The following is a 19,456-nucleotide window of genomic DNA, read 5'->3' on the forward strand; positions in this document are numbered from 1 at the left end:
ACCTCATGACGACTGAAGTCCGCGTTCCCACGCTTGGCGAATCCGTGACCGAGGCCACTGTGGCCACATGGTTCAAGAAACCCGGTGACAGTGTCGCCGTTGACGAGATGCTGTGCGAGCTTGAAACCGACAAGGTGACGGTCGAAGTGCCCTCCCCCGCGGCGGGCACCTTGGGCGAAATCGTCGCGGCCGAGGGCGAGACCGTTGGTGTTGACGCGCTGTTGGCCACGATCACCGAGGCGGGCGCAGGCGATGCCCCCGCTGCCAAGCCTGCTGCGAAGGAAGACGCCGCATCCGAGGCCCCTGCGCAAGGCGGCGGCGATACGGTCGATGTGATGGTTCCGACGCTGGGCGAATCCGTGACCGAAGCGACCGTGTCCTCCTGGTTCAAGGCGGTTGGCGACAGCGTATCGCGCGACGAGATGCTGTGCGAACTGGAAACCGACAAGGTATCCGTCGAAGTGCCCGCCCCCGCTGACGGGGTGCTGGCGGAAATCGTGGCGCCCGAAGGCACGACTGTCGATGCCTCGGCAAAACTGGCGGTGATCTCCAGCTCTGGCGCGGCGCCGGCTGCGGGCAAAACCGACACGGCCCCGGCGGATGGCAAGCAATATTCCCTGCCCGAAGCAGGCACGCCCAACCTCAGCAAGGACGTCAAGGATGGCCCGGCGGCTGAAAAAGCGATGACCGAAGCCGGTCTGAGCCGCGATCAGGTGCAAGGCACCGGCCGCGATGGTCGCGCCACCAAGGAAGATGTCGCCAAGGCGGCTGCCGCTGCGGCGTCTGCCACCTCTGCGGCACCGGCCCCTGCCGCCGCGCCGCGTGGCCCTGTCGCCGCCGAAGATGAGGCCCGCGAAGAACGCGTGAAGATGACGCGCCTGCGTCAGACCATCGCGCGCCGCCTCAAGGACAGCCAGAACACCGCCGCGATGCTGACCACCTATAACGAGGTCGACATGACCGAGGTCATGGCGCTGCGGAACGAATACAAGGATCTGTTCCTGAAGAAACACGGTGTGAAGCTGGGCTTCATGTCCTTCTTCACCAAGGCGTGCTGCCACGCGCTCAAGGAAGTGCCGGAAGTCAACGCCGAGATCGACGGCACCGATATCGTCTACAAGAATTTCGTGCATATGGGCATCGCTGCCGGTACGCCGACCGGTCTTGTGGTGCCGGTGATCCGGGATGCGGACAACCTGTCCTTCGCCGATATCGAAAAGCAGATCGCTGAAAAAGGCGCCCGCGCCCGCGACGGCAAGCTGTCCATGGCGGAAATGCAGGGCGGCACCTTCACGATCTCGAACGGTGGCGTCTATGGCTCGCTCATGTCCTCGCCGATCCTGAACCCGCCGCAATCCGGTATCCTCGGCATGCACAAGATTCAGGACCGCCCGATGGTCATCAATGGCGAGATCAAGATCCGCCCGATGATGTATCTGGCCCTGTCCTACGATCACCGGATCGTGGACGGCAAAGGCGCGGTCACCTTCCTTGTGCGCGTCAAGGAAGCGCTGGAAGATCCGCGCCGCCTGCTGATGGATCTGTAACAAACTCTCGGCGGCTGCGTTTTCGCCCTTTACGGAAATGCAGTCGCCGCATCAGGTAATGACCTCTCAAACGCCCCCTCCCCCCCTGCGTACCGGACGCCTGTTCCGGCACCCGCCCCTGCGGCGCGCGGGGCGTGAACGGGCAGCACAAGCCTATTGGGCGGCCTATCAGGACCGGTTCGAGAAACACGCCGACATGGTCGCGTGGCTGGATGCGATCACGATGCCCGCGTCCGGCAATTGGGTCTATGGCCGAATTCCAAAGACCGGCACGAATTCCGTGCTTGCCGCGCTGCATCAGCTTGAATTCGGCGCGCCGATTTCCACCTCGATCTCGGAAGAGAACAACACATCACCCGACACGGCGCCGCACCATCTGGACGAGGCCGGGGTGTTCATGTCCACCCTGCAAACCCAGCATACGCCGGCCGTTCTGGAAAACGCCTTTCGCTTTACCGTCCTGCGCGACCCGGTCAAACGCGCGCTGTCCAGCTTTCTTTACTTGGGCCGCTCCCACGTGCTTGCCACGCGCCAGCTTGCCCCTGTCCGGCTGAGGATGAGCGCGGAAACCGGCTTTGACTGGAACAAGGATGCCCACACGCGCAAGGGCTTTGAAATGATGCTGGATTTCATCGAATCCATGCAATCCATCAGCCGCCTTCGGCTGGATCGCCACATCGCGCCGCAGACGGCCTCGATGGACCCGTCGATCTTTCGTCCGCACCTGACAGGGCGCACCGAGGAGATGGGCAGTTTCCTTGCGCAATTGTCAGACCACTTTGGGGCGGAACTGCCGCAGAAAATCGCCAAGTCCAAGCGCAATCAAACGCCAAAGCCGGAAACGGCCATCCGGCTTACGAAGGCAATCCGCAGCCGGGTAGAGACCATTTTCGCGGCGGACATGGAATGGTATGACAGCCTATGACCCGCGCCAGATCATACGCCAATGCGATTTCCGCGCGCCGCCGCTTTGCGCTGCCGGATTATCCGACGCTGGCCGACAAGGGGTTCGACGGCGACTATGTCTCGCCGATCCAGATGACCTCTGGTGCGCTCGATGGTCCGTTGCTGATCTCGAAGGATTGGCTCGACGCACCGTCCGTGGACCGGCACCGCGCAGAGTTGCAGCAGCAGGGGTATCTTCGCGGCAATCCATTCAACCGCGTGATCGACCTGACGCTTGGGCTTCTTGGATTGCGCCGCGCACAAATCTACATCACGCCGGTGTTTCACCTGCTGACCCCGCGCCGCTCCAGCCAGATTCCGGCCGCCCATGCGCGCGCCAGTTTCGAAGCGGTGGGACAGTATGAATTGATGGGCCGCCGGCCTGTCGCTCTTGGCACCGACAGCGCGCGCGTGCTGCGCTTTTTCGGGATCGACCACGTGACCGCGCCGCACCCGTCCGCCCGGATCGGCAGCTATGCTGCGCGCGCCGAACAAATTGCATCGGCAGTGGAGGCCGCATCATGACCCCCGAATTGACCGTTCTGACGCTGGCAGGATTGCTGCAAGTGCTGCAGTTCATCCTGTATTCCGCAACCGCGCAACGCGCAGTCGGCAAGACCTATGCCCTGTCTCCGCGCGACACGCCGCGCGAGCTTTCGGGAACGGCGGGCCGCGCGCAGCGGGCGATGAACAACCACTACGAGGCGTTGATCCTGTTCGGCATCGCCGCGCTGGTCATCGGCGTATCCGGCCAATCCACCGGCTTCACCGCCACCTGCGCATGGGTCTACCTGATCGCGCGCGTGCTCTACGTGCCGGCCTATCTTCTGGGCTGGGTGCCGTGGCGTAGCCTGATCTGGATGGTCGGCCTTGGCGCGACAATCCTTATGCTGATCGCGGCGCTGATATGAGCGCTGCACCCAATCGACATCCAAGCGGCGTCGAAGCGACGTCCAAATTTTAAGGAGATTTCCCTCATGGCATCCTATGATGTGATCGTCATCGGTTCCGGCCCCGGCGGCTATGTCAGCGCGATCCGTTGCGCGCAGCTGGGCCTCAAGACGGCCTGTGTCGAAGGGCGCGAGACGCTGGGCGGCACCTGCCTGAACGTGGGCTGCATCCCGTCCAAGGCGCTGCTGCATGCCTCGCATATGCTGCACGAGGCCGAGCATAACTTTGCCGCCATGGGTCTGAAGGGCAAGTCGCCTTCCGTCGATTGGAAGCAGATGCTGACCTACAAGGAAGAGACCATCGGTCAGAATACCAAGGGTGTCGAATTCCTGTTCAAGAAGAACAAGATCGACTGGCTGAAAGGCTGGGGATCGATCCCCGAGGCGGGCAAGGTCAAGGTCGGTGACGAAGTGCATGAGGCCAAGAACATCATCATCGCGACCGGGTCCGAGGCGTCCTCGCTCCCCGGTGTGGAGATTGACGAAAAGATCGTCGTGACCTCCACCGGTGCGCTGGAACTGCCGAAAGTGCCCAAGAAGATGGTCGTGATCGGTGCGGGCGTCATCGGGCTGGAACTGGGGTCTGTCTATTCCCGTCTGGGCGCGGAAGTGACCGTTGTCGAATACCTTGATGTGGTGACGCCGGGCATGGATGGCGAGGTGCAAAAGACCTTCCAGAGACTGCTCAAGAAGCAGGGGCTGGAATTCATCATGGGCGCTGCCGTGCAATCGGTCGAAACCATGAAGACCAAGGCAAAGGTCAACTACAAGCTGCGCAAGGATGACAGCGATCACACCATCGACGCGGATGTGGTTCTGGTCGCGACGGGCCGCAAACCTTACACCGACGGGCTGGGGCTTGAGGCGCTTGGCGTCGAATTGTCAGAGCGCGGTCAGGTCAAGGTGGGCAAGGACTGGCAGACCAATGTCAAAGGCATCTACGCCATCGGTGACTGCATCGACGGGCCGATGCTGGCCCACAAGGCCGAAGATGAAGGCATGGCCGCCGCCGAGCAGGTCGCGGGCAAGCATGGCCATGTCAACTATGGTGTCATTCCCGGCGTGATCTACACCCACCCCGAGGTCGCCAATGTCGGCGCGACGGAAGAGCAACTGAAAGAAGCGGGCACGCCCTACAAGGTCGGCAAGTTCTCCTTCATGGGCAATGGCCGTGCGCGGGCGAATTTCGCGGCCGAAGGCTTTGTGAAGATCATCGCGCATAAGGAAACCGACCGCATTCTTGGCGCGCATATTGTCGGCCCGGCGGCGGGTGATTTGATCCACGAGATTTGCGTGGGGATGGAATTCGGCGCGTCGGCCGAGGATATCGCACTGACCTGCCACGCGCACCCGACTTATTCCGAAGCGGTCCGCGAAGCGGCGCTGGCCTGCGGCGACGGGGCGATCCACGCCTAACTAAAGTTCTGCCGCGTCCGATCCCCATCGGGCGCGGCGCCTTTCGCCTACCACATGCGGGGTTTGGCGTTCTCGATATAGGTGCGATCATAATCCGGCCCGCCATGCGCGCCTTGCGACATATCGGCAAGGATTTCGCCGACTGTCGGCAGCCCCGCGCGATCATCCCGGTTCCACAAATCCGCCCGCAGCAATGCCTTGGCGCACTGGGTATAGACCTCGGCCACATTCAGGACGATCACCGTCGCGGGCAACTTGTCCCCCTTGGCAAAACGCGCGCGCATCTGCGCATCGTCGGTCAGCCAAGCACGGCCATTCACGCGAACCGTCGTCGTGCTGCCCGGCACCATGAACAACAGCGCCGCCCGACCATCCGCCACGATATCGCGCAGACAATCGAGCCGGTTATTCCCCCGCCAATCGGGCATCAGGATGCGTTCTGGCGTATCGATTTCGACCACAGGGCCATCATCACCGCGCGGGCTGCCATGGACACCGTCCGGCCCGCTGGTGGACAGGATACAAAACCGCGCCTGTTCGATCCACGCCGCATAAAGCGGTGTCAGCCGCGGCGCGACCTTGACCAGCGCCGCAGGAACCGCCGCGGGATACAGCGCCTCCAATTCCGCGATGTCGTCAATCTTGCGCATTGAACCCGGCCTCTTGCATCAAGGCATCGGTGCTGCTTTCGATCTCACGCTCCAGCGTCGCCATGAAAGCGCCGCGCTCCATGCCCGGTTCAATGGCCGGCAGGAATTCGACCACCGCAAGCCCCGGCTTGCGCAGGATGCCTTTCCGGGGCCAGAACAGCCCCACATTGGTCGCCGTGGGCACGCAGCGTTGGCCCAGCTGTTCGTACAGGATCGCGGTTCCGATCTTGTAGGGTTTCTTATCCCCCGGTGCGACCCGTGTGCCTTGCGGATAGATCACCAACTGGCCCGGCTCCGCCCGGCCTGCTTCCACATCGCGCACCATCTTGTCGATCGCCATGCCGCGCTTGCCCCGGTCGACGGGCACGCAGCCAAGCCGCTTGGCATAGACACCAATGACGGGGGTCCAGAGCAGCTCTCGTTTCATGATGAATTTCGCGGTGGGCAGCGCTTCGAACAACAGCAGGATATCGAAGAAGCTTTGATGTTTGGCCGCGATCAGAACCTCGTCCTGCGGGATCGGTCCGCGCACCTCGCCGCGCAAGCCGATCATCCAGCGCGCGGTCCAGAATGCCCAGTGGCAGAAGGTTTTACAGGCGGCGCGCGCCCCTTTGGGCGACAGGATTGCCCATGGCGCAAAGACGATGCCCAAGATCCCCATCACCAGATAAACCTGCACGATATAAATCAGCGAGCGGACCCATTGCAGCATCAGGTCAATCCTCCAAGCGTGCGGCGGGCCGAGGCGCGGGTCGCGATGAAGGCGACGAACGCGGCCAGAACCGGCACCAGCCAAGGCAAGAACCAATGCCATCCCGCGAACCCCAATCCGGTGAGAATTCCCGCCGAACTGCCGGCAGATGGCAAAAACAAAATCGCGGCCACGCCAAACAGCGTGCCGATCAACGCGCCCAACCCGGCGCGCAGCGTGAAACGGCGCACGAACGCGCGGGCGATATAGGCATCCGTGGCCCCGACAAGGCGCAGCACGGAAATCACCTGCGCGTTGGCGGCAAGCGCGACATTGGCAGCCAGCGTGATCATGGCGCCGGTCGTGGCAAGGATGAGCACCATCGCAATCCAGCCCAAGGACCGGAGACGCCCGGCAGCGCGGGTCAGCGGCTCGCGCCAGCGGCGGTGATCGTCCAGCACCGCACCGGGTGCCTCTGCCGCCAGCCGCAACCGCAGGCCCGCCGGGTCAAAGCTGCCATCGGCGGTTTCTTCGATTTCGATCAAGCGGGGCGCGGGCAATGTGGACAGGTCCAGCCCCTCGCCCAGCCACGGCGCCAAGAGCGCCTCGTGTTCTTCTGCGGTCAGCGCACGGGCCGAGGCCACACCCGCCGTCGTATCCAGCACGCGCAAAGCCGCCGCGACCTGCGCATCCTGCTGCCCCGCCGGTGTCACCACGCGGATGGTCGCCCCGGCGGCCAGATCGGCCTCCCAGCGGTCTGCAAGACGGCCCGACGCCAAAGACAAGGCAAGGGCGAAGACCGCCAGAAACGCCATGGCCGCAGAGGCGAACAAGGTCAGTTGCGCGGTAAAGCCGGACGGCGGCACCACCCGGTCGGATTGCGCTTCGGCGCCCGTCACGCGGCGCCAGATCGATTTGGGCAAGGACAGAAGCGCGCGCATCACAGGTCCGCCCCCGCCAATTGCACGCGCCGATTGCTGATGCGCAACACCCGCGCCTGAACTAGGGCTTTCGCCGCACGGATCAGGCCAAGATCGTGCGTCGCGACGACGATGGTCTTGCCCATCCGGTTGAGTTCAACAAGCAGGGTCAAAAGCCGCTGCGACATTTCCCAATCGATATTGCCCGTCGGCTCATCCGCCACGACCACGTCCGGCGACAGGATGATGGCGCGGGCTAATGCAGCGCGCTGACGTTCCCCGCCTGACAGTTCCGGCGGCAGGGCATGGCTGCGATGGGTCAGCCCGACCCAGTTCAAAAGCTCGTCCAGGTTCTGCGCATATGCCCCGACATCGCGTCCCGACACGATCAGCGGCAGCGCGACGTTTTCAGCCACATCGAGATGATCGAGGAACCGGCAATCCTGATGGACGACCCCCATTTGCCGCCGCAGCAAGGCAACATCGTTCCGATCCATCTCGGCCAGGGACCGCCCGAACAGACGAATATCGCCCGCTGTCGGCAAAAGATCGCCGTAACACAGCTTGAGCAGCGTCGTCTTGCCCGCCCCCGAAGGCCCGGTCAGAAAGTGGAAGGAGCCGGGCGCCAATTTCAGCGACACCGACGACAACAACTCACCGCCCCCATAATTATAGGCCACATTTTCCAGTTCGATCACGGCCCCGCCACGCTCTTTTCTTGCCCCAACCTGTTCCATTAGTGCCTCAGCGCCAAGGCGGTTACAATGCCAGCGCAGCGGCAGTTTGCAATTTGCACAACCTTCGGTACAAGATATTGCGAGGCAGTGTGTGCAACGGTCGAGACAAGACCGCGCGAACAGTGGGACCAGAGTGAATGCGGATTATTTGCCCGAATTGCGACGCGCAGTATGAAGTACCGGATGATATCATTCCGGAAGAAGGGCGCGACGTGCAATGTTCCAACTGCGGACAGACGTGGTTTCAGGAACACAAGGATGCCATTGCGGCCCGCACCGCATCTGAAGCGACCGAAGATGACGCGCTCGACCAACCGGATGTTCCGGCTGAGGACGAAGAGTATATCGAGACGCCCGTCGCCCCGGCGATGAGCGAGGCCAGCCGCAAGAAGCTGGACCCGGAGGTTGCGGACATCCTGCGCCAAGAGGGTGAGCGGGAAGCAGCGGCGCGCGCGGCAGACACCAGCGCCGGCGGCCTTGAGATGCAGCCCGACTTGGGCCTGCCCGACAGCGAAGACGAGGCAACGAAGCGGGCGCGTGAAGCGCGGGACCGCATGTCCAAGATCCGCGGCGAGAACCAGGAAGCACAGGCCGACCTGGCCGCGCAAGAAAGCCGCGCACCGCGCAACGCTGCGCGTGGCAGTGTTGGCGAGGCAGCCGCAACCGCTGCTGCACTGGATTCCCGGCGCGAGCTTTTGCCCGATATCGAAGAGATCAATTCTACGCTGCGCTCTACCGGCGACCGTGCTGTGGCCGGAGCCGATCTGGCACCCGACGCGCCGATCAAGGCGCGCAAGCGGCGCGGCTTCCGCCGTGGTTTCTTGATCGCGCTGGTTCTGTTCACGATTGCGGTGCTGATCTATGTCTTTGCGCCGCAAATCGCCGAAGCGTTTCCGCCTGCCAACCCTGCCCTGACTTCCTATGTCACGTGGGTGGATGGGCTGCGGTCGGGCCTTGATGCGCGCGTGCAGGAGATGCTGCAATGGCTGGATCGGGCCGCAGCGGAATCGTCGGCCAACTAAGCCACGGCTTCAAACTCAGAAACGGTCAAGCAGCCGCTTGAGGTAATCGCGCTCTTCTTCGGGGCGCTGCGTTTCTGCGGAACGGCGGCGGATTTCATCCAGAAGTTCCTGCGCCCGGCGACGTCCTTCTTCGCCTTGCAGCATGTTCTGGTCAGATCCGATGCCGCCTTCGCCACCGGAATCGCGCCCCAGCGGATCGCGGTTGTTGGTCTGCTGGTCGGTTTCGACCATGCCCTGACCTTGCTGACCATTCTGTTCCTGCTGCGCCATCATCTCACCAAGGTTGCGCATGGCGTCGCGCAGCGCATCCATGGCGCGGCTTTGGTTATCGATTGCTTCGGCATAGTCGCGCTGGCGCAGCGCATCTTCCGCACCGTCCATTGCGCGCCCGGCCCGCTCCAGCGCGTCGCGCGCCGCATCGCCTTCGGGAGAGCCCTGCCCCGGCAGGCTGCCCTGCTGGCGACGCAGCTCGTCGCGCAGCGCCTGTTGCCGGTCCGCAAGATCCTGCGCGAGCCCTTCGCCTTCATTGCCCTGCTGGCCCGGCTGGCCTTGTTGCCCGTTCTGGCCCTGGCCTTGCGCTTCGCCCTCGCCCTGACCGCCCTGCCCTTCGTGGCTTTGGCCGCGCCCCTGATTGCCATTGCGCCCTTCGTTCCCGGCCTGATCGCCAGCTTGCGCGTTGGGATTGAACTGTTCTTGCAGATCGCGGAATGCCTGATCGGACAGGCCTTGCTGTTCGCGCAAGGTATCGGCCAGACCGTCCATTGCCTCTTGCCCCGGATTTTGGCCCTGCCCTTGCTGGCCATTCTGCGACATACGCAGGTTTTCCAGAAGCTCCTGCAATTCCTGCAGCGCCTGCTCTGCCTCGGCCATGCGGCCCTGTTCCATCAATTCCTGAATACGGTCCATCATGCGCTGGATGTCATCCTGCGTCATGGTCATGGAATTTTCGTTCTGCTGTTGCTGCGCGCCGGTATCGCCGTTTTCTTCGGCGTCCAATTCCGCCTGCCGCCGCATCTGGTTGAGGTAATCTTCGGTCGCCTGCCGCAATTCGCGCATCAGTTCCGCGATTTCATCGGGCGAGGCGCCGTTACGCATCGCCTCTTCCAGCCGTTCGCGCGCACGCTCAAGCCGTTCCAGCGCATCGGCCAGATCGCCCTCTTCGATTGTCAGGGCAAGGCCCCAAAGTTCCTCGGCCAGTTCTTCCTGCATCTCGTCGGACAGGTTGAAACGGGCCAGCGTTTCCATCCGGCGGATCAGGCGGTTGACGCGCAACTGCGTGGTTTCCTTGCGGAACACATCGGCAGGGCGGTGCGCCGCGGCGCGCATGATCTGGGCCGCGCGGGCGGTGTTGTTCCGGTTCCATAGGATGTCACGGCGCATTTCGATCAAAGCGGAGGCCATCGGGTCAAAGAAGCGGCGGCCCGGCAGGACAAGCTGTTCGACCTCTGACAGACCGTTTTGTTCGGCAGAATCCAGAACGGAAAGTTGCAGCGTCACCGGCAGGTTCGCCCATGGATGCTTGGAGAAATCTTCGACCAACGCTTCTTGGAAATCGGCGCGGCTGCCCGCCAAAGGCACCGGCAGGCCCACAACCAATTGCGGGCGTTCTTCTGGCGCAAGGCTCAGCCCGTAGCGACGATCGACAGAGGCCACATCCAGCGCGATCCGGGCCTCGCCCGCTTCTACGCCGTAATCGTCTTGCGCGGTGAAGGGGATCGTCGCCTCACCCAGCGCGGCGGCTTCCACATCGCCGATCCGGGACACGGTGGGCGGCGCATCCGGCGTAACCGCGACCTCCCACGACCGGCCACCGGGGCCTGCGATCTCAATCTGGCCGGCCTGCCGGATGGTGAATTCCTGTACCGGGTCAGAGGCGGGCGGGACCTCCCCCACACGGGCCGATACCGTTTCCGCCACGGTAAGCGCGCCAAGTTCGCCATAAAGCCGCACGGTCACAAGCGTTCCTAGCGGAACCTCAAGCTGGCCAGGCTCAAGGTCGTTGAGATACAGCGCAGGCCGCCCCGTATAGCGTGGCGGTTCCACCCAGCCTTCCCAAATCGGCCCACCAGCGGCCGTTTCCACCGATCCGGGCGCAAGGTCTGCGACCGATCCGACGCGCCAGACAGAACCGAACAGCAGCGCGACCGCAAAAGCGACCATAGCCACAAAGCGCAACGCGTATGGATCGCGCGTTGCGGTGCGGATTTCCGGGGCGACGGGCTGCGCCCCTGCGGCACGGTCCGCCATGCGCGCCTGATGCGCGCGCCAGACAGCCGTGGACGCGGCATCGGTGTCGCCAATCGCCTGTTCGTCCATAAGTGCCCGAATCGGACGCCCTTTGAGCGACGCATCCAGCCGATCGATCGCTTCTTCACGGCTGGGCAGCCGGAATCGCCGCATCGCAAAGACCAGCGCGGCCAGCGCGCCAAGGGTCACAAGCACCACGCTCGCCCAGACGATTTCGATGGGAACGATGTCCTGAAGACCCAGCATCAGCGCCGCAAGTGCCAGCAGAACCACGCTGAACAGCGGCCAGAGCGCGTGTACCAGACGTTCGCCAATCATCCCGGCCCGCGTCCAGATCAAAGGCCATCGCAAGGCCTTCAGACTGCGGTGTTTGTCGTGCCGGGAGAAATTCGCCATAGGCCGCGCTCCTGTCGGGCTATTTCAAGGATAGTATCATAGCCATGAAGGAATGGTATCGCGATCAATCATTTCGTCAAAGGTCGGACGTGCGCGAATAACCGCAAATTGATCATCATGCACCAAAACCTCCGGGATCAGAGGCCGGGTGTTATATTCCGACGACATAACGGCGCCGTAAGCCCCGGCAGAGCGGAACGCGACCAGATCGCCCGCCCCCAGCGCTGGCATCATGCGCCCTTTGGCAAAGGTATCACCGCTTTCGCAGACCGGGCCCACAACGTCATATTGGGCAAGATCGCTGCCCGGCGCAGGTTCGACCACCGGGACGATATCGTGCCATGCGTCATACATCGCGGGGCGGATCAGGTCATTCATCGCCGCGTCGAGGATCAGGAAATTCCGGCCCTCGCCCGATTTCACATAGATCACCTTTGTCACCAAGATACCCGCATTGCCCGCGATCAGGCGGCCCGGCTCGATTTCGATTTCGCAGCCCAGATGCCCGACCGTGCGCTGGATCACCGCCCCGTAATCGGTGGGCAGCGGCGGCGCTTCGTTGGAGCGCGCATAGGGAATGCCCAGCCCGCCACCAAGGTCGAGCCGCGTGATCTCGTGCCCATCCGCCCGCAGCGCCTCGGTAAGCTCGGCGACCTTGGTATAGGCCAGTTCGAACGGTTCGAGATCAGTCAGTTGCGATCCGATATGAACGTCGATCCCCACGACCTTCAGCCCCGGAAGGCGCGCGGCCTGGGCGTAAACGTCGCGCGCGCGGGAAATCGGGATGCCGAATTTATTCTCGGACTTGCCGGTCGCGATCTTGGCATGGGTCTTGGCGTCCACGTCGGGGTTGACCCGGATGGTGATGGGCGCGATCAGCCCAAGCTGCGTCGCCACGGCAGAGATCACTTCCATCTCCGGCTCTGATTCCACGTTGAACTGGCGGATACCGCCGGTCAGCGCGGTGCGGATCTCACCTTCGGTTTTGCCGACACCGGAAAACACGATCTTTTCGCCCGGCACGCCAGCGGCCTTGGCACGCCGGTATTCGCCTTCGGAAACGACATCCATGCCCGCGCCGGCCTCTGCCAGCGTTTTCAGGATTGCCTGGTTCGAGGCGGCTTTCATCGCGTAGCAGACCAGATGCGGCCCCCAATCCAGCGCTTCGTCGAAGAGCTTGAAATGGCGCAGAAGCGTCGCGGTGGAGTATACATAGAAGGGCGTGCCGACAGCCGAGGCGATTTCGGCTATGGGAACGTTTTCGGCATGGAGAGCGCCGTCGCGATAGAGAAAATGATCCATATCCGCCGATTACGCGGAATGCCCCCTTGGTGCAATCATCCGATTGTGCGGTGCGTGGCGCAAAGACAGGAGCGCCGCGACCAGATTGCCGGCTGCGCCGACGCCTTTTCTGGTTCATGAATGAGGGGCGTTGCCCCTCAAACTCCCCAAAGTATTTCGAAACAGGCGAAAGCGCGAATCAAGGCGGTGGCGGTGTTTGCGTTGGGGTTATGATTTCTTGGCCGCTTGGCGGGCATTGAAGACCTCGATCCTGCTGCTCAGGATGCGTTGGCTTTCAGCGGCGGCGGCTTCGAAACGTGGCAGGAAATCGGGATTTCGGATGCCACGGTCCGCAGCCAGTTGATAGAGCGCGTGGAATGGGTTGTCATTTGCCTCGATGATGATCGGGCCATCCTGGGCCATGCCGATATCCCAGCCGATCACGCCGAATTCGGGGAACAGGCCATGTGCCTTGACGGCAATGTCGTGCAGGCGCTGCCAGTGGGGGATTTGCAGGCCCTCGAAGGCGACGCCTGATGCGGGATGTTTTTCCACTTGCCCGTAATCTGGCCCGGCGCCCTGGGCGCAGCGGGTCACTTTTCCCTCTGCGTCGATCTGCGCGATCATCGAACCGTCTTGCCAGTAATTATCCGACATGGCGCGCGGCGAGGGGATTTTCCAGATCGTGTAGAGAGGCGCGATTCCGTCCGCGTCGCGCAGGGTCACGACGCGCAGGGTGCCCACAGCGGCGCCAGTCACATTCGCCAGTGTTTCATGTTGTTCGATCGCCGATTGCAGCAGGAACCCTTCGGGGTATTCCGAGATGACCTCTTGCGAGAACGCGCCCAGATCGACCCGTTTTCCATTGCCCAGATGCAGCAACCCGGCTTCTTGATCGACGGACATGATCAGGACCGAACCGACCGAACCAGACCCTTCGACAGGCTTGCCGAAAAGCGGATAGGTGGCGCGCGTGCGCAGGAAATCGGCCACGTCGCGCGGTTGCCGCAGCGCTGGAATATCGCCAAGGTGGCGTGCGCTGTGGATTACCGCCTGCGTTTCGGTTGCGGGCAGTCCAAGCGAGCGCAGCAATTGGGTATACAGCACCTTGTCGCGCACAAAGCCGCGCGAGACGGTCAGCTTCATCGGGCTGGCTGCGACGTTCAGGTCATAAGACCCTGTGCGCCCGACGAATTCGCGCTTTTGTTCGGTCGAGAAATCCGGGCGGAACGCCCCCGTGGACACATATTCATGCGCTGCCAGCTTGCCCGGACCATAGCGCAGGCCAAAAATCTCGCGCATTTGACGGAGCGGCGACACGCCATATTCCCGCGCGATGCGCACCATGGTTTCGGCGGCCGGCGGCTTGGGGGCTTTGGGTGCGGCCAACAGGGATTTGTCCAGAGTGGCAGAAGCGGTCACGGTCACGAACTCCTCGGGCGATTGCGGTCGAGGGCGTTGGTAGCGGGCGATAATGGTCAAATTGAGGCGCGATTGTTTCGGATTTTGGGGTTAATCGCGGGATCCGCCGGGATTGGAGCGGAGGAACAAATAGAGCGGCAGACCGCAGCTGACACCGATGCAGAAGGTTGCAGGGATCGCCAACAGCCGGGCCCATGCACGGGTTTGTGCGGTTTCGATGAGAACCCAGAGCGTGAGCGCAATCGCGGCAATCGTCAGATCCCAGACCAGCCCGGACGTGGCGTCATTGGCGTGCCATGCCTCGACCATCGCCATCAGCGACCAGCCATTGGCCTGAAACCAAGCGATGAAATAGGCCATCGGATGGATCGCGCCCCAGATCGCAAGCGCCAGCCAAAGCCAGCGGAGCATGTCAGAAAATCCGTCCCAGAGACAGGTTCCACGGCCCCTTGCGCACGCCCACGGACCCGCCGGCGTGAACGCCGCCCGTGGAAACGCCGACATTGAGATTGGCCGTGGGTTTCACCGGGTCGCCATCCGCGCCGCATGCGGCGATCAGGCTGACCGTGGCGAGGGCGAGGGCAAGGCGTGTCATCCAAGGGTCTCCTTCCAGCGGGCCACCTGTGCGTGCACGCAGGAAGGGGCCGTTCCCCCATAAGATATACGCGATGCCACCGAATTTTCCACGGTGAGGACATCGAACACATTCCCCGTGATGCCGTCATGGACGGATTTCATGTCCTCCAGCGAAAGGTCCGGCAGGTCACATCCCTTTTGCTCGGCCAAGGCGACGAGACTACCGGTGATATGGTGCGCCTCGCGGAACGGCAGGCCCAGAACGCGCACCAGCCAATCGGCAAGATCGGTCGCGGTCGAGAAACCCGACCCCGCCGCGGCGGCCAGTTGGTCCCGGTTGCCCGTCATATCGCGCACCATGCCTTCCATCGCGGCCAGCGCCAGCATCAGGTTGTCGGCGGCGTCGAAGGTCTGTTCCTTATCTTCCTGCATATCCTTGGAATAGGTCAGCGGCAGGCCCTTCATCACGATCAGCAGCGCGGTCTGCGCACCGAAAATCCTGGCGACCTTGGCGCGGATAAGTTCCGCCGCGTCCGGGTTCTTTTTCTGCGGCATGATCGACGAGCCGGTCGAAAAACTGTCCGACAGGGTCACGAACCGGAATTGCGCCGAGGACCAGATCACCAGTTCTTCGGCCAGACGGCTCAGGTGCATCGCACAGATCGACGCCGCGCCAAGAAATTCCAGCGCAAAGTCGCGGTCCGCAACGGCATCCAGCGAGTTCGCCATCGGGCGGTCGAACCGCAACGCCTGCGCGGTCATCTCGCGGTCGATCGGGAAGGAAGTCCCGGCGAGGGCCGCCGCACCAAGGGGCGATTCGTTCATGCGCACGCGCGCGTCGCGGAAACGGGCGGCGTCGCGACCCAGCATTTCAACATAGGCCATCATATGGTGGCCCCATGTGACAGGCTGCGCGGTTTGCAGATGGGTAAAACCCGGCATGACCCAATCGGCGCCGATCTCGGCCTGCGACAGCAGCGCGCGTTGCAATGCTTCGATGCCCGAGATCGCGGCGTCGGCCTGATCGCGCACCCACATCCGAAAGTCGAGCGCGACCTGATCGTTGCGCGACCGGGCGGTGTGCAGGCGACCTGCGGGTTCGCCAATCAGGTCTTTCAGGCGGGCTTCGACATTCATGTGAATATCTTCCAGCGCGGCAGAAAATTCGAACGCGCCGCCTTCGATCTCTGACAAGACCGTGAGCAGCCCTTCCCGAATGGCCTCAGCGTCGCTATCCGTAATGATGCCTGTGGCGGCCAACATGGCGGCATGGGCACGAGAGCCCTCGATGTCCTGCGCGGCGAGCCTCTGGTCGAAGGAAATGGAAGCGTTGATCGCCTCCATGATCGCATCGACCCCGGCGCTGAAACGTCCGCCCCACATCTGGTTTGCGCTCTTGTTGGTCATGGCCCCGTGCCCCCTGGAGGAAAGATGAAACGTCTTCTTGTCGCTGCTCTTTATCTGTCTATCGGAATGGGTGCCAGCCCCGCGCTTGCCGATCTGGAGGCCGCCGCCGCCGCCCGTGACGGCGACATGAAAAAGCTGGTGATCCATTCAGAGCCAAAGCCAGCCGGAACAGCGGCATTTCAGCTTGCGGACGGCGCGGGCGAAGGCACGCTGGAGGATTATCGCGGCAAGGTCGTTCTGCTGAACTTCTGGGCAACGTGGTGCGCGCCCTGCCGCAAGGAGATGCCCATGCTGTCAGAGCTGCAAAGCACGTTCGGCGGCGACGATTTCGAGGTCGTGACCATCGCCACCGGGCGCAATTCTCCGGCCGGGATCAAGAAATTCTTTGACGAAATCGGCGTGACCAACCTGCCCCGCCACCAGGACCCGCGCCAAAAGCTGGCCTCGCAGATGGCGATCCTTGGCCTGCCGATCACCGTGATCCTTGACCGCGACGGCAACGAGATCGCACGGCTGCGCGGTGACGCGGACTGGTCTTCGGACAGCGCCAAAGCGGTGCTGCGCGCGCTTCTTCCAGCAGAAAGCTGACGTAACGCCTGTCTTGACGAACGGCGCCTCACGACGCGCAATAGGTGGCACAGGAGGGAGATGTGCCGCTCGAATTGCTTTTGATCCTTGTCGTCGGCGGAATTGCCGCCGTGACGTTGGTGCTGCATCTGCTGGGACTGAGCGACGTGCCTGCGCTGGATGCGGCGCAGGCCAAGGCGGCATGGGACCGCGAATATCCCGCTGATCCCGCGATTCATTGCACCCCGACCCCCAATGCGCGTGCCGCGTTGATCCGCACCCAAAATGGCCAACGTGGCCTTGTGTGGCGGTTCGGGGCGGACACGGTTGCACATCCCCTTTCCCAATACCGGATCACCGAAACACCAACGGGCCTGACGGTGCGGTTTCGCGATTATGCCACGCCATCCGTGCATGTGCCGCTGCCAGCTCAGGTCCGCGCCGCCTGGAAACAAGAATTGGAACCTGCCGGATGACCGATCTGAGCTACCCCGACGTGGTGCAACTTGCCGTGCCGTTCTTTATCGCCGCCATTGCCATCGAACTGGCGTGGATCGTCATCAAGGGACGCGGCGGGCGCTATGAAACCCGCGATGCGGTCACTTCGCTGATCATGGGTGCGGGAAATGTGGCCTCGGGCCTCGTGCTCGGCTTTGTGGCTTATGGGTTCTTCATGGCGCTCTGGACGCTCACCCCGCTGGATCTTGGCACAGGCTGGTGGGCTTTGCTGCTGTGCTTCGTGCTGGATGATCTGCGCTATTACTGGGTCCACCGGTTTGGCCACCGCATCCGCTGGGTCTGGGCCTCGCACGTCAATCACCATTCCAGCCAACACTACAATCTGACCACGGCGCTGCGGCAGACATGGACGGGCACCTTCACCTTCATGATGGTCGTGCGCGCGCCGCTGATCTTGCTGGGGTTCCACCCCGCGATGGTGCTGTTCTGCGGCGGGCTGAACCTGATCTATCAGTTTTGGATTCACACCGAAGCCATTGGAAAGATGCCAAAATGGTTCGAGGCAGTGATGAACACCCCATCCCATCACAGGGTCCACCATGGACGCAATCCGCGTTACCTCGACAGCAATTACGCAGGCGTTTTCATCGTCTGGGACAAGCTTTTCGGAACTTTCGTGCCGGAACTCGACGAGGAAAAACCCGATTTCGGGCTTGTGCATAACATCGGCAGCTTCAACCCGATCCGTGTCGCGTTTCACGAATGGGTGGGCATTTTCCGCGACGTGACCCAGCGCGGAATTTCCATGCGCGACAGGCTGTTATATGCCGTTGCTCCACCGGGGTGGAGCCATGATGGCTCACGCGGGACATCGGAGGAAATCCAGGCCGATCACCTGCGCCGCCACCCGGAAGATCGCGGCACGCCCGGCTTCAAAGGCTAGGCCCATCTGCGTCTGTGGATATCCCGCACCGCAACCCAGAGTTATGCTAAATTGCAACAACCCTGCGCGGTGGCCCAAACAGACTTTTCCACATGACCCTCGTTTGGTAAGCTTCTGTTAATAATAATACGAAGGCAGACATACAGGCATGGTGACGGGCTATTCAGGCACGTTCGTCATTTCCTGGTCGCAGACAGAGGTAGACGGGCTCGACAACGCTCCGCAGACGGCACTGACCGTCGGGGCGGCTTGGTCCTGGCGTGGGGACGCGCTGCGGGTGGACGGACCGAATGATCTTCTGCGACTTGAGAATGCGAATGGTGGCGAGCAACTTCGCAAAAGCGCCGCAAAGATGGTGCAACGCCTCGTGGGGCGGGCGCTTGAGACAGAGCAGGCGAAGCCGCGCGAGCGCAGCGCCGATCTTGGCTCGGGCCTTTCGGACAACATCTTCACAGTGACCGATGGCGCGCGCAGCTATACCGTAACGCTGATTGACACGGGCAAGGCCACCAATCCCTTGCTGATGTTCGCGGGGCAGATGCCGCCGCGGGATACCGACCTGTGGGTGGTGGAGCATACACCTGCCGCCGCCCCTGCCCGCAGCGCCGCGCCTTCCGACGCGGGCGGTGTCATCTGCTTTACCCACGGCACACGTATCCTGACGCCGGACGGACCCAAGCTGATCGAAGAGCTGCAAGCCGGCGACTATGTGCAGACCAAGGACAACGGCCCGCAGGAAATCCAGTGGGTCGGCGCACGGCGTATGTCGGGTGCCCGGCTTTACGCGATGCCCACATTGCGTCCGGTGCGCATCCGCGCAGGCGCGCTTGGCATCGACCGGCCGGAAGAAGAGCTTCTTGTCTCTCCCGAACATCGGATGCTGATATCGGGCCGCGTGGCGCAGGACCTCTTCAACACGCCCGAAGTGCTTGTTGCCGCGCGCGATCTTGTGAACGGTGATACGATAGCCGTGGACCTGACGGTACGGCATGTGACCTATGTCCACCTGCTGCTAGAGCGCCACCAGGTGCTTTGGGCCAATGGCGTCGCGACAGAAAGCTTCCATCCCGCCAATGCAGCCTTTTCGACATTGGCGGATGATGACCGTAAACGGCTCACCAGCCTCTATCCCGACTTGTCCCTGGACCCGCACAGCTATGGCAGCTTCGCGCGGCGCAACCTGACCGCCTCTGAAGCGGCCCTTCTGACACACGCGGCCTGATGCGCCCAGGTCTGCGGGGGTCAGGTCTGCGGGGGCCAGAACAGGCCCCTGCGCAAGC

At 62.7% G+C, this 19,456-nt stretch carries 20 protein-coding genes; 10 read left to right on the forward strand and 10 right to left on the reverse strand.

Going from position 1 to position 19,456, the window contains the following annotated elements:
• Positions 1–5 precede the first annotated feature (5 nt).
• From odhB to lpdA, 5 genes are all read left to right on the forward strand, one after another.
• Positions 6–1,547: a 2-oxoglutarate dehydrogenase complex dihydrolipoyllysine-residue succinyltransferase gene (gene odhB / locus E4Z66_RS13290; protein ID WP_136463506.1), complete on the forward strand. Its 1,542-nt coding sequence runs from the start codon at positions 6–8 to the stop codon at positions 1,545–1,547.
• A 58-nt stretch (positions 1,548–1,605) separates the two neighbouring features.
• Positions 1,606–2,472 (forward strand): sulfotransferase family 2 domain-containing protein, encoded by an 867-nt coding sequence (locus tag E4Z66_RS13295; RefSeq protein ID WP_168797800.1) that lies wholly within the window; start codon positions 1,606–1,608, stop codon positions 2,470–2,472.
• Complete coding sequence (locus E4Z66_RS13300; RefSeq protein WP_136463508.1) at positions 2,469–3,017, forward strand: hypothetical protein; 549 nt, start codon at positions 2,469–2,471, stop codon at positions 3,015–3,017. The genes E4Z66_RS13295 and E4Z66_RS13300 overlap by 4 nt, the downstream gene beginning before the upstream one ends.
• Positions 3,014–3,403 (forward strand): MAPEG family protein, encoded by a 390-nt coding sequence (locus E4Z66_RS13305; RefSeq protein WP_136463509.1) that lies wholly within the window; start codon positions 3,014–3,016, stop codon positions 3,401–3,403. Before E4Z66_RS13300 ends, E4Z66_RS13305 begins: the two co-directional genes overlap by 4 nt.
• Positions 3,404–3,469: 66 nt before the next feature.
• Positions 3,470–4,858, forward strand: a complete 1,389-nt coding sequence (gene lpdA, locus E4Z66_RS13310; protein ID WP_136463510.1) for a dihydrolipoyl dehydrogenase — start codon at positions 3,470–3,472, stop codon at positions 4,856–4,858.
• Positions 4,859–4,905: 47 nt separating this feature from the next.
• On the opposite strand, the gene E4Z66_RS13315 is transcribed toward lpdA, so the two are convergent.
• From E4Z66_RS13315 to E4Z66_RS13330, 4 genes are read right to left on the reverse strand one after another with little or no spacing between them, the layout of a single operon-like run.
• The gene (locus tag E4Z66_RS13315; protein WP_136463511.1) at positions 4,906–5,508 is read right to left on the reverse strand and encodes a pyridoxamine 5'-phosphate oxidase family protein; all 603 of its coding nucleotides are present in this window, start codon (positions 5,506–5,508) and stop codon (positions 4,906–4,908) included.
• Positions 5,495–6,220 carry a lysophospholipid acyltransferase family protein gene (locus E4Z66_RS13320; RefSeq protein ID WP_136463512.1) on the reverse strand — a complete coding sequence of 242 codons (726 nt, stop codon included), beginning with the start codon at positions 6,218–6,220 and terminating at the stop codon, positions 5,495–5,497. The genes E4Z66_RS13315 and E4Z66_RS13320 overlap by 14 nt, the downstream gene beginning before the upstream one ends.
• On the reverse strand, positions 6,220–7,140 hold the full coding sequence (locus tag E4Z66_RS13325; protein WP_136463513.1) for a cell division protein FtsX: 921 nt from the start codon (positions 7,138–7,140) through the stop codon (positions 6,220–6,222). Before E4Z66_RS13325 ends, E4Z66_RS13320 begins: the two co-directional genes overlap by 1 nt.
• Positions 7,140–7,817 (reverse strand): cell division ATP-binding protein FtsE, encoded by a 678-nt coding sequence (locus E4Z66_RS13330; RefSeq protein ID WP_136463732.1) that lies wholly within the window; start codon positions 7,815–7,817, stop codon positions 7,140–7,142. The genes E4Z66_RS13325 and E4Z66_RS13330 overlap by 1 nt, the downstream gene beginning before the upstream one ends.
• Before the next feature lie 176 nt (positions 7,818–7,993).
• On the opposite strand from E4Z66_RS13330, the gene E4Z66_RS13335 reads away from it, so the two are divergent.
• Positions 7,994–8,878, forward strand: a complete 885-nt coding sequence (locus tag E4Z66_RS13335; RefSeq protein WP_136463514.1) for a zinc-ribbon domain-containing protein — start codon at positions 7,994–7,996, stop codon at positions 8,876–8,878.
• A gap of 15 nt (positions 8,879–8,893) precedes the next feature.
• Here the strand turns inward: E4Z66_RS13335 and E4Z66_RS13340 are convergent, their stop codons facing one another.
• The 6 genes from E4Z66_RS13340 to argH form a co-directional block, all read right to left on the reverse strand.
• Positions 8,894–11,521: a TIGR02302 family protein gene (locus tag E4Z66_RS13340; protein WP_136463515.1), complete on the reverse strand. Its 2,628-nt coding sequence runs from the start codon at positions 11,519–11,521 to the stop codon at positions 8,894–8,896.
• A gap of 36 nt (positions 11,522–11,557) precedes the next feature.
• Positions 11,558–12,823: a diaminopimelate decarboxylase gene (gene lysA / locus E4Z66_RS13345; protein ID WP_136463516.1), complete on the reverse strand. Its 1,266-nt coding sequence runs from the start codon at positions 12,821–12,823 to the stop codon at positions 11,558–11,560.
• A 207-nt stretch (positions 12,824–13,030) separates the two neighbouring features.
• Positions 13,031–14,224: a sugar-transfer associated ATP-grasp domain-containing protein gene (locus E4Z66_RS13350; RefSeq protein ID WP_246036025.1), complete on the reverse strand. Its 1,194-nt coding sequence runs from the start codon at positions 14,222–14,224 to the stop codon at positions 13,031–13,033.
• A gap of 90 nt (positions 14,225–14,314) precedes the next feature.
• A complete protein-coding gene (locus E4Z66_RS13355) occupies positions 14,315–14,635 on the reverse strand; it encodes a DUF2834 domain-containing protein (protein ID WP_136463517.1) in 321 nt (106 codons plus the stop codon).
• Position 14,636: 1 nt separating this feature from the next.
• On the reverse strand, positions 14,637–14,819 hold the full coding sequence (locus E4Z66_RS13360; protein ID WP_136463518.1) for a hypothetical protein: 183 nt from the start codon (positions 14,817–14,819) through the stop codon (positions 14,637–14,639).
• Positions 14,816–16,207 (reverse strand): argininosuccinate lyase, encoded by a 1,392-nt coding sequence (argH, locus tag E4Z66_RS13365; RefSeq protein ID WP_136463519.1) that lies wholly within the window; start codon positions 16,205–16,207, stop codon positions 14,816–14,818. The genes E4Z66_RS13360 and argH overlap by 4 nt, the downstream gene beginning before the upstream one ends.
• Positions 16,208–16,231: 24 nt before the next feature.
• On the opposite strand from argH, the gene E4Z66_RS13370 reads away from it, so the two are divergent.
• The 4 genes from E4Z66_RS13370 to E4Z66_RS13385 all read left to right on the forward strand — a co-directional run bounded on the left by E4Z66_RS13370 (position 16,232) and on the right by E4Z66_RS13385 (position 19,398).
• Positions 16,232–16,795 (forward strand): TlpA disulfide reductase family protein, encoded by a 564-nt coding sequence (locus E4Z66_RS13370; protein ID WP_136463520.1) that lies wholly within the window; start codon positions 16,232–16,234, stop codon positions 16,793–16,795.
• A 44-nt stretch (positions 16,796–16,839) separates the two neighbouring features.
• Positions 16,840–17,250 carry a hypothetical protein gene (locus E4Z66_RS13375; protein ID WP_246036026.1) on the forward strand — a complete coding sequence of 137 codons (411 nt, stop codon included), beginning with the start codon at positions 16,840–16,842 and terminating at the stop codon, positions 17,248–17,250.
• Positions 17,247–18,176: a sterol desaturase family protein gene (locus tag E4Z66_RS13380; protein WP_136463521.1), complete on the forward strand. Its 930-nt coding sequence runs from the start codon at positions 17,247–17,249 to the stop codon at positions 18,174–18,176. The genes E4Z66_RS13375 and E4Z66_RS13380 overlap by 4 nt, the downstream gene beginning before the upstream one ends.
• Positions 18,177–18,324: 148 nt before the next feature.
• On the forward strand, positions 18,325–19,398 hold the full coding sequence (locus E4Z66_RS13385; RefSeq protein WP_136463522.1) for a Hint domain-containing protein: 1,074 nt from the start codon (positions 18,325–18,327) through the stop codon (positions 19,396–19,398).
• Positions 19,399–19,456: the final 58 nt, after the last annotated feature.

It is taken from the genome of Aliishimia ponticola, from assembly GCF_004803475.1.
GTDB lineage: Bacteria > Pseudomonadota > Alphaproteobacteria > Rhodobacterales > Rhodobacteraceae > Aliishimia > Aliishimia ponticola.

Bases quoted from the DNA above. Each gene is read 5' to 3' on its own strand.
- lpdA (WP_136463510.1), top strand. From the start codon at position 3,470: ATGGCATCCTATGATGTGATCGTCATCGGTTCCGGCCCCGGCGGCTAT.
- argH (WP_136463519.1), bottom strand. From the start codon at position 16,207: ATGACCAACAAGAGCGCAAACCAGATGTGGGGCGGACGTTTCAGCGCC.
- E4Z66_RS13360 (WP_136463518.1), bottom strand. From the start codon at position 14,819: ATGACACGCCTTGCCCTCGCCCTCGCCACGGTCAGCCTGATCGCCGCA.
- E4Z66_RS13325 (WP_136463513.1), bottom strand. From the start codon at position 7,140: ATGCGCGCGCTTCTGTCCTTGCCCAAATCGATCTGGCGCCGCGTGACG.
- E4Z66_RS13335 (WP_136463514.1), top strand. From the start codon at position 7,994: ATGCGGATTATTTGCCCGAATTGCGACGCGCAGTATGAAGTACCGGAT.
- E4Z66_RS13320 (WP_136463512.1), bottom strand. From the start codon at position 6,220: ATGCTGCAATGGGTCCGCTCGCTGATTTATATCGTGCAGGTTTATCTG.
- E4Z66_RS13385 (WP_136463522.1), top strand. From the start codon at position 18,325: ATGGTGACGGGCTATTCAGGCACGTTCGTCATTTCCTGGTCGCAGACA.
- E4Z66_RS13305 (WP_136463509.1), top strand. From the start codon at position 3,014: ATGACCCCCGAATTGACCGTTCTGACGCTGGCAGGATTGCTGCAAGTG.
- E4Z66_RS13315 (WP_136463511.1), bottom strand. From the start codon at position 5,508: ATGCGCAAGATTGACGACATCGCGGAATTGGAGGCGCTGTATCCCGCG.
- E4Z66_RS13380 (WP_136463521.1), top strand. From the start codon at position 17,247: ATGACCGATCTGAGCTACCCCGACGTGGTGCAACTTGCCGTGCCGTTC.
- E4Z66_RS13340 (WP_136463515.1), bottom strand. From the start codon at position 11,521: ATGGCGAATTTCTCCCGGCACGACAAACACCGCAGTCTGAAGGCCTTG.
- E4Z66_RS13300 (WP_136463508.1), top strand. From the start codon at position 2,469: ATGACCCGCGCCAGATCATACGCCAATGCGATTTCCGCGCGCCGCCGC.
- lysA (WP_136463516.1), bottom strand. From the start codon at position 12,823: ATGGATCATTTTCTCTATCGCGACGGCGCTCTCCATGCCGAAAACGTT.
- E4Z66_RS13355 (WP_136463517.1), bottom strand. From the start codon at position 14,635: ATGCTCCGCTGGCTTTGGCTGGCGCTTGCGATCTGGGGCGCGATCCAT.
- odhB (WP_136463506.1), top strand. From the start codon at position 6: ATGACGACTGAAGTCCGCGTTCCCACGCTTGGCGAATCCGTGACCGAG.
- E4Z66_RS13370 (WP_136463520.1), top strand. From the start codon at position 16,232: ATGAAACGTCTTCTTGTCGCTGCTCTTTATCTGTCTATCGGAATGGGT.
- E4Z66_RS13295 (WP_168797800.1), top strand. From the start codon at position 1,606: ATGACCTCTCAAACGCCCCCTCCCCCCCTGCGTACCGGACGCCTGTTC.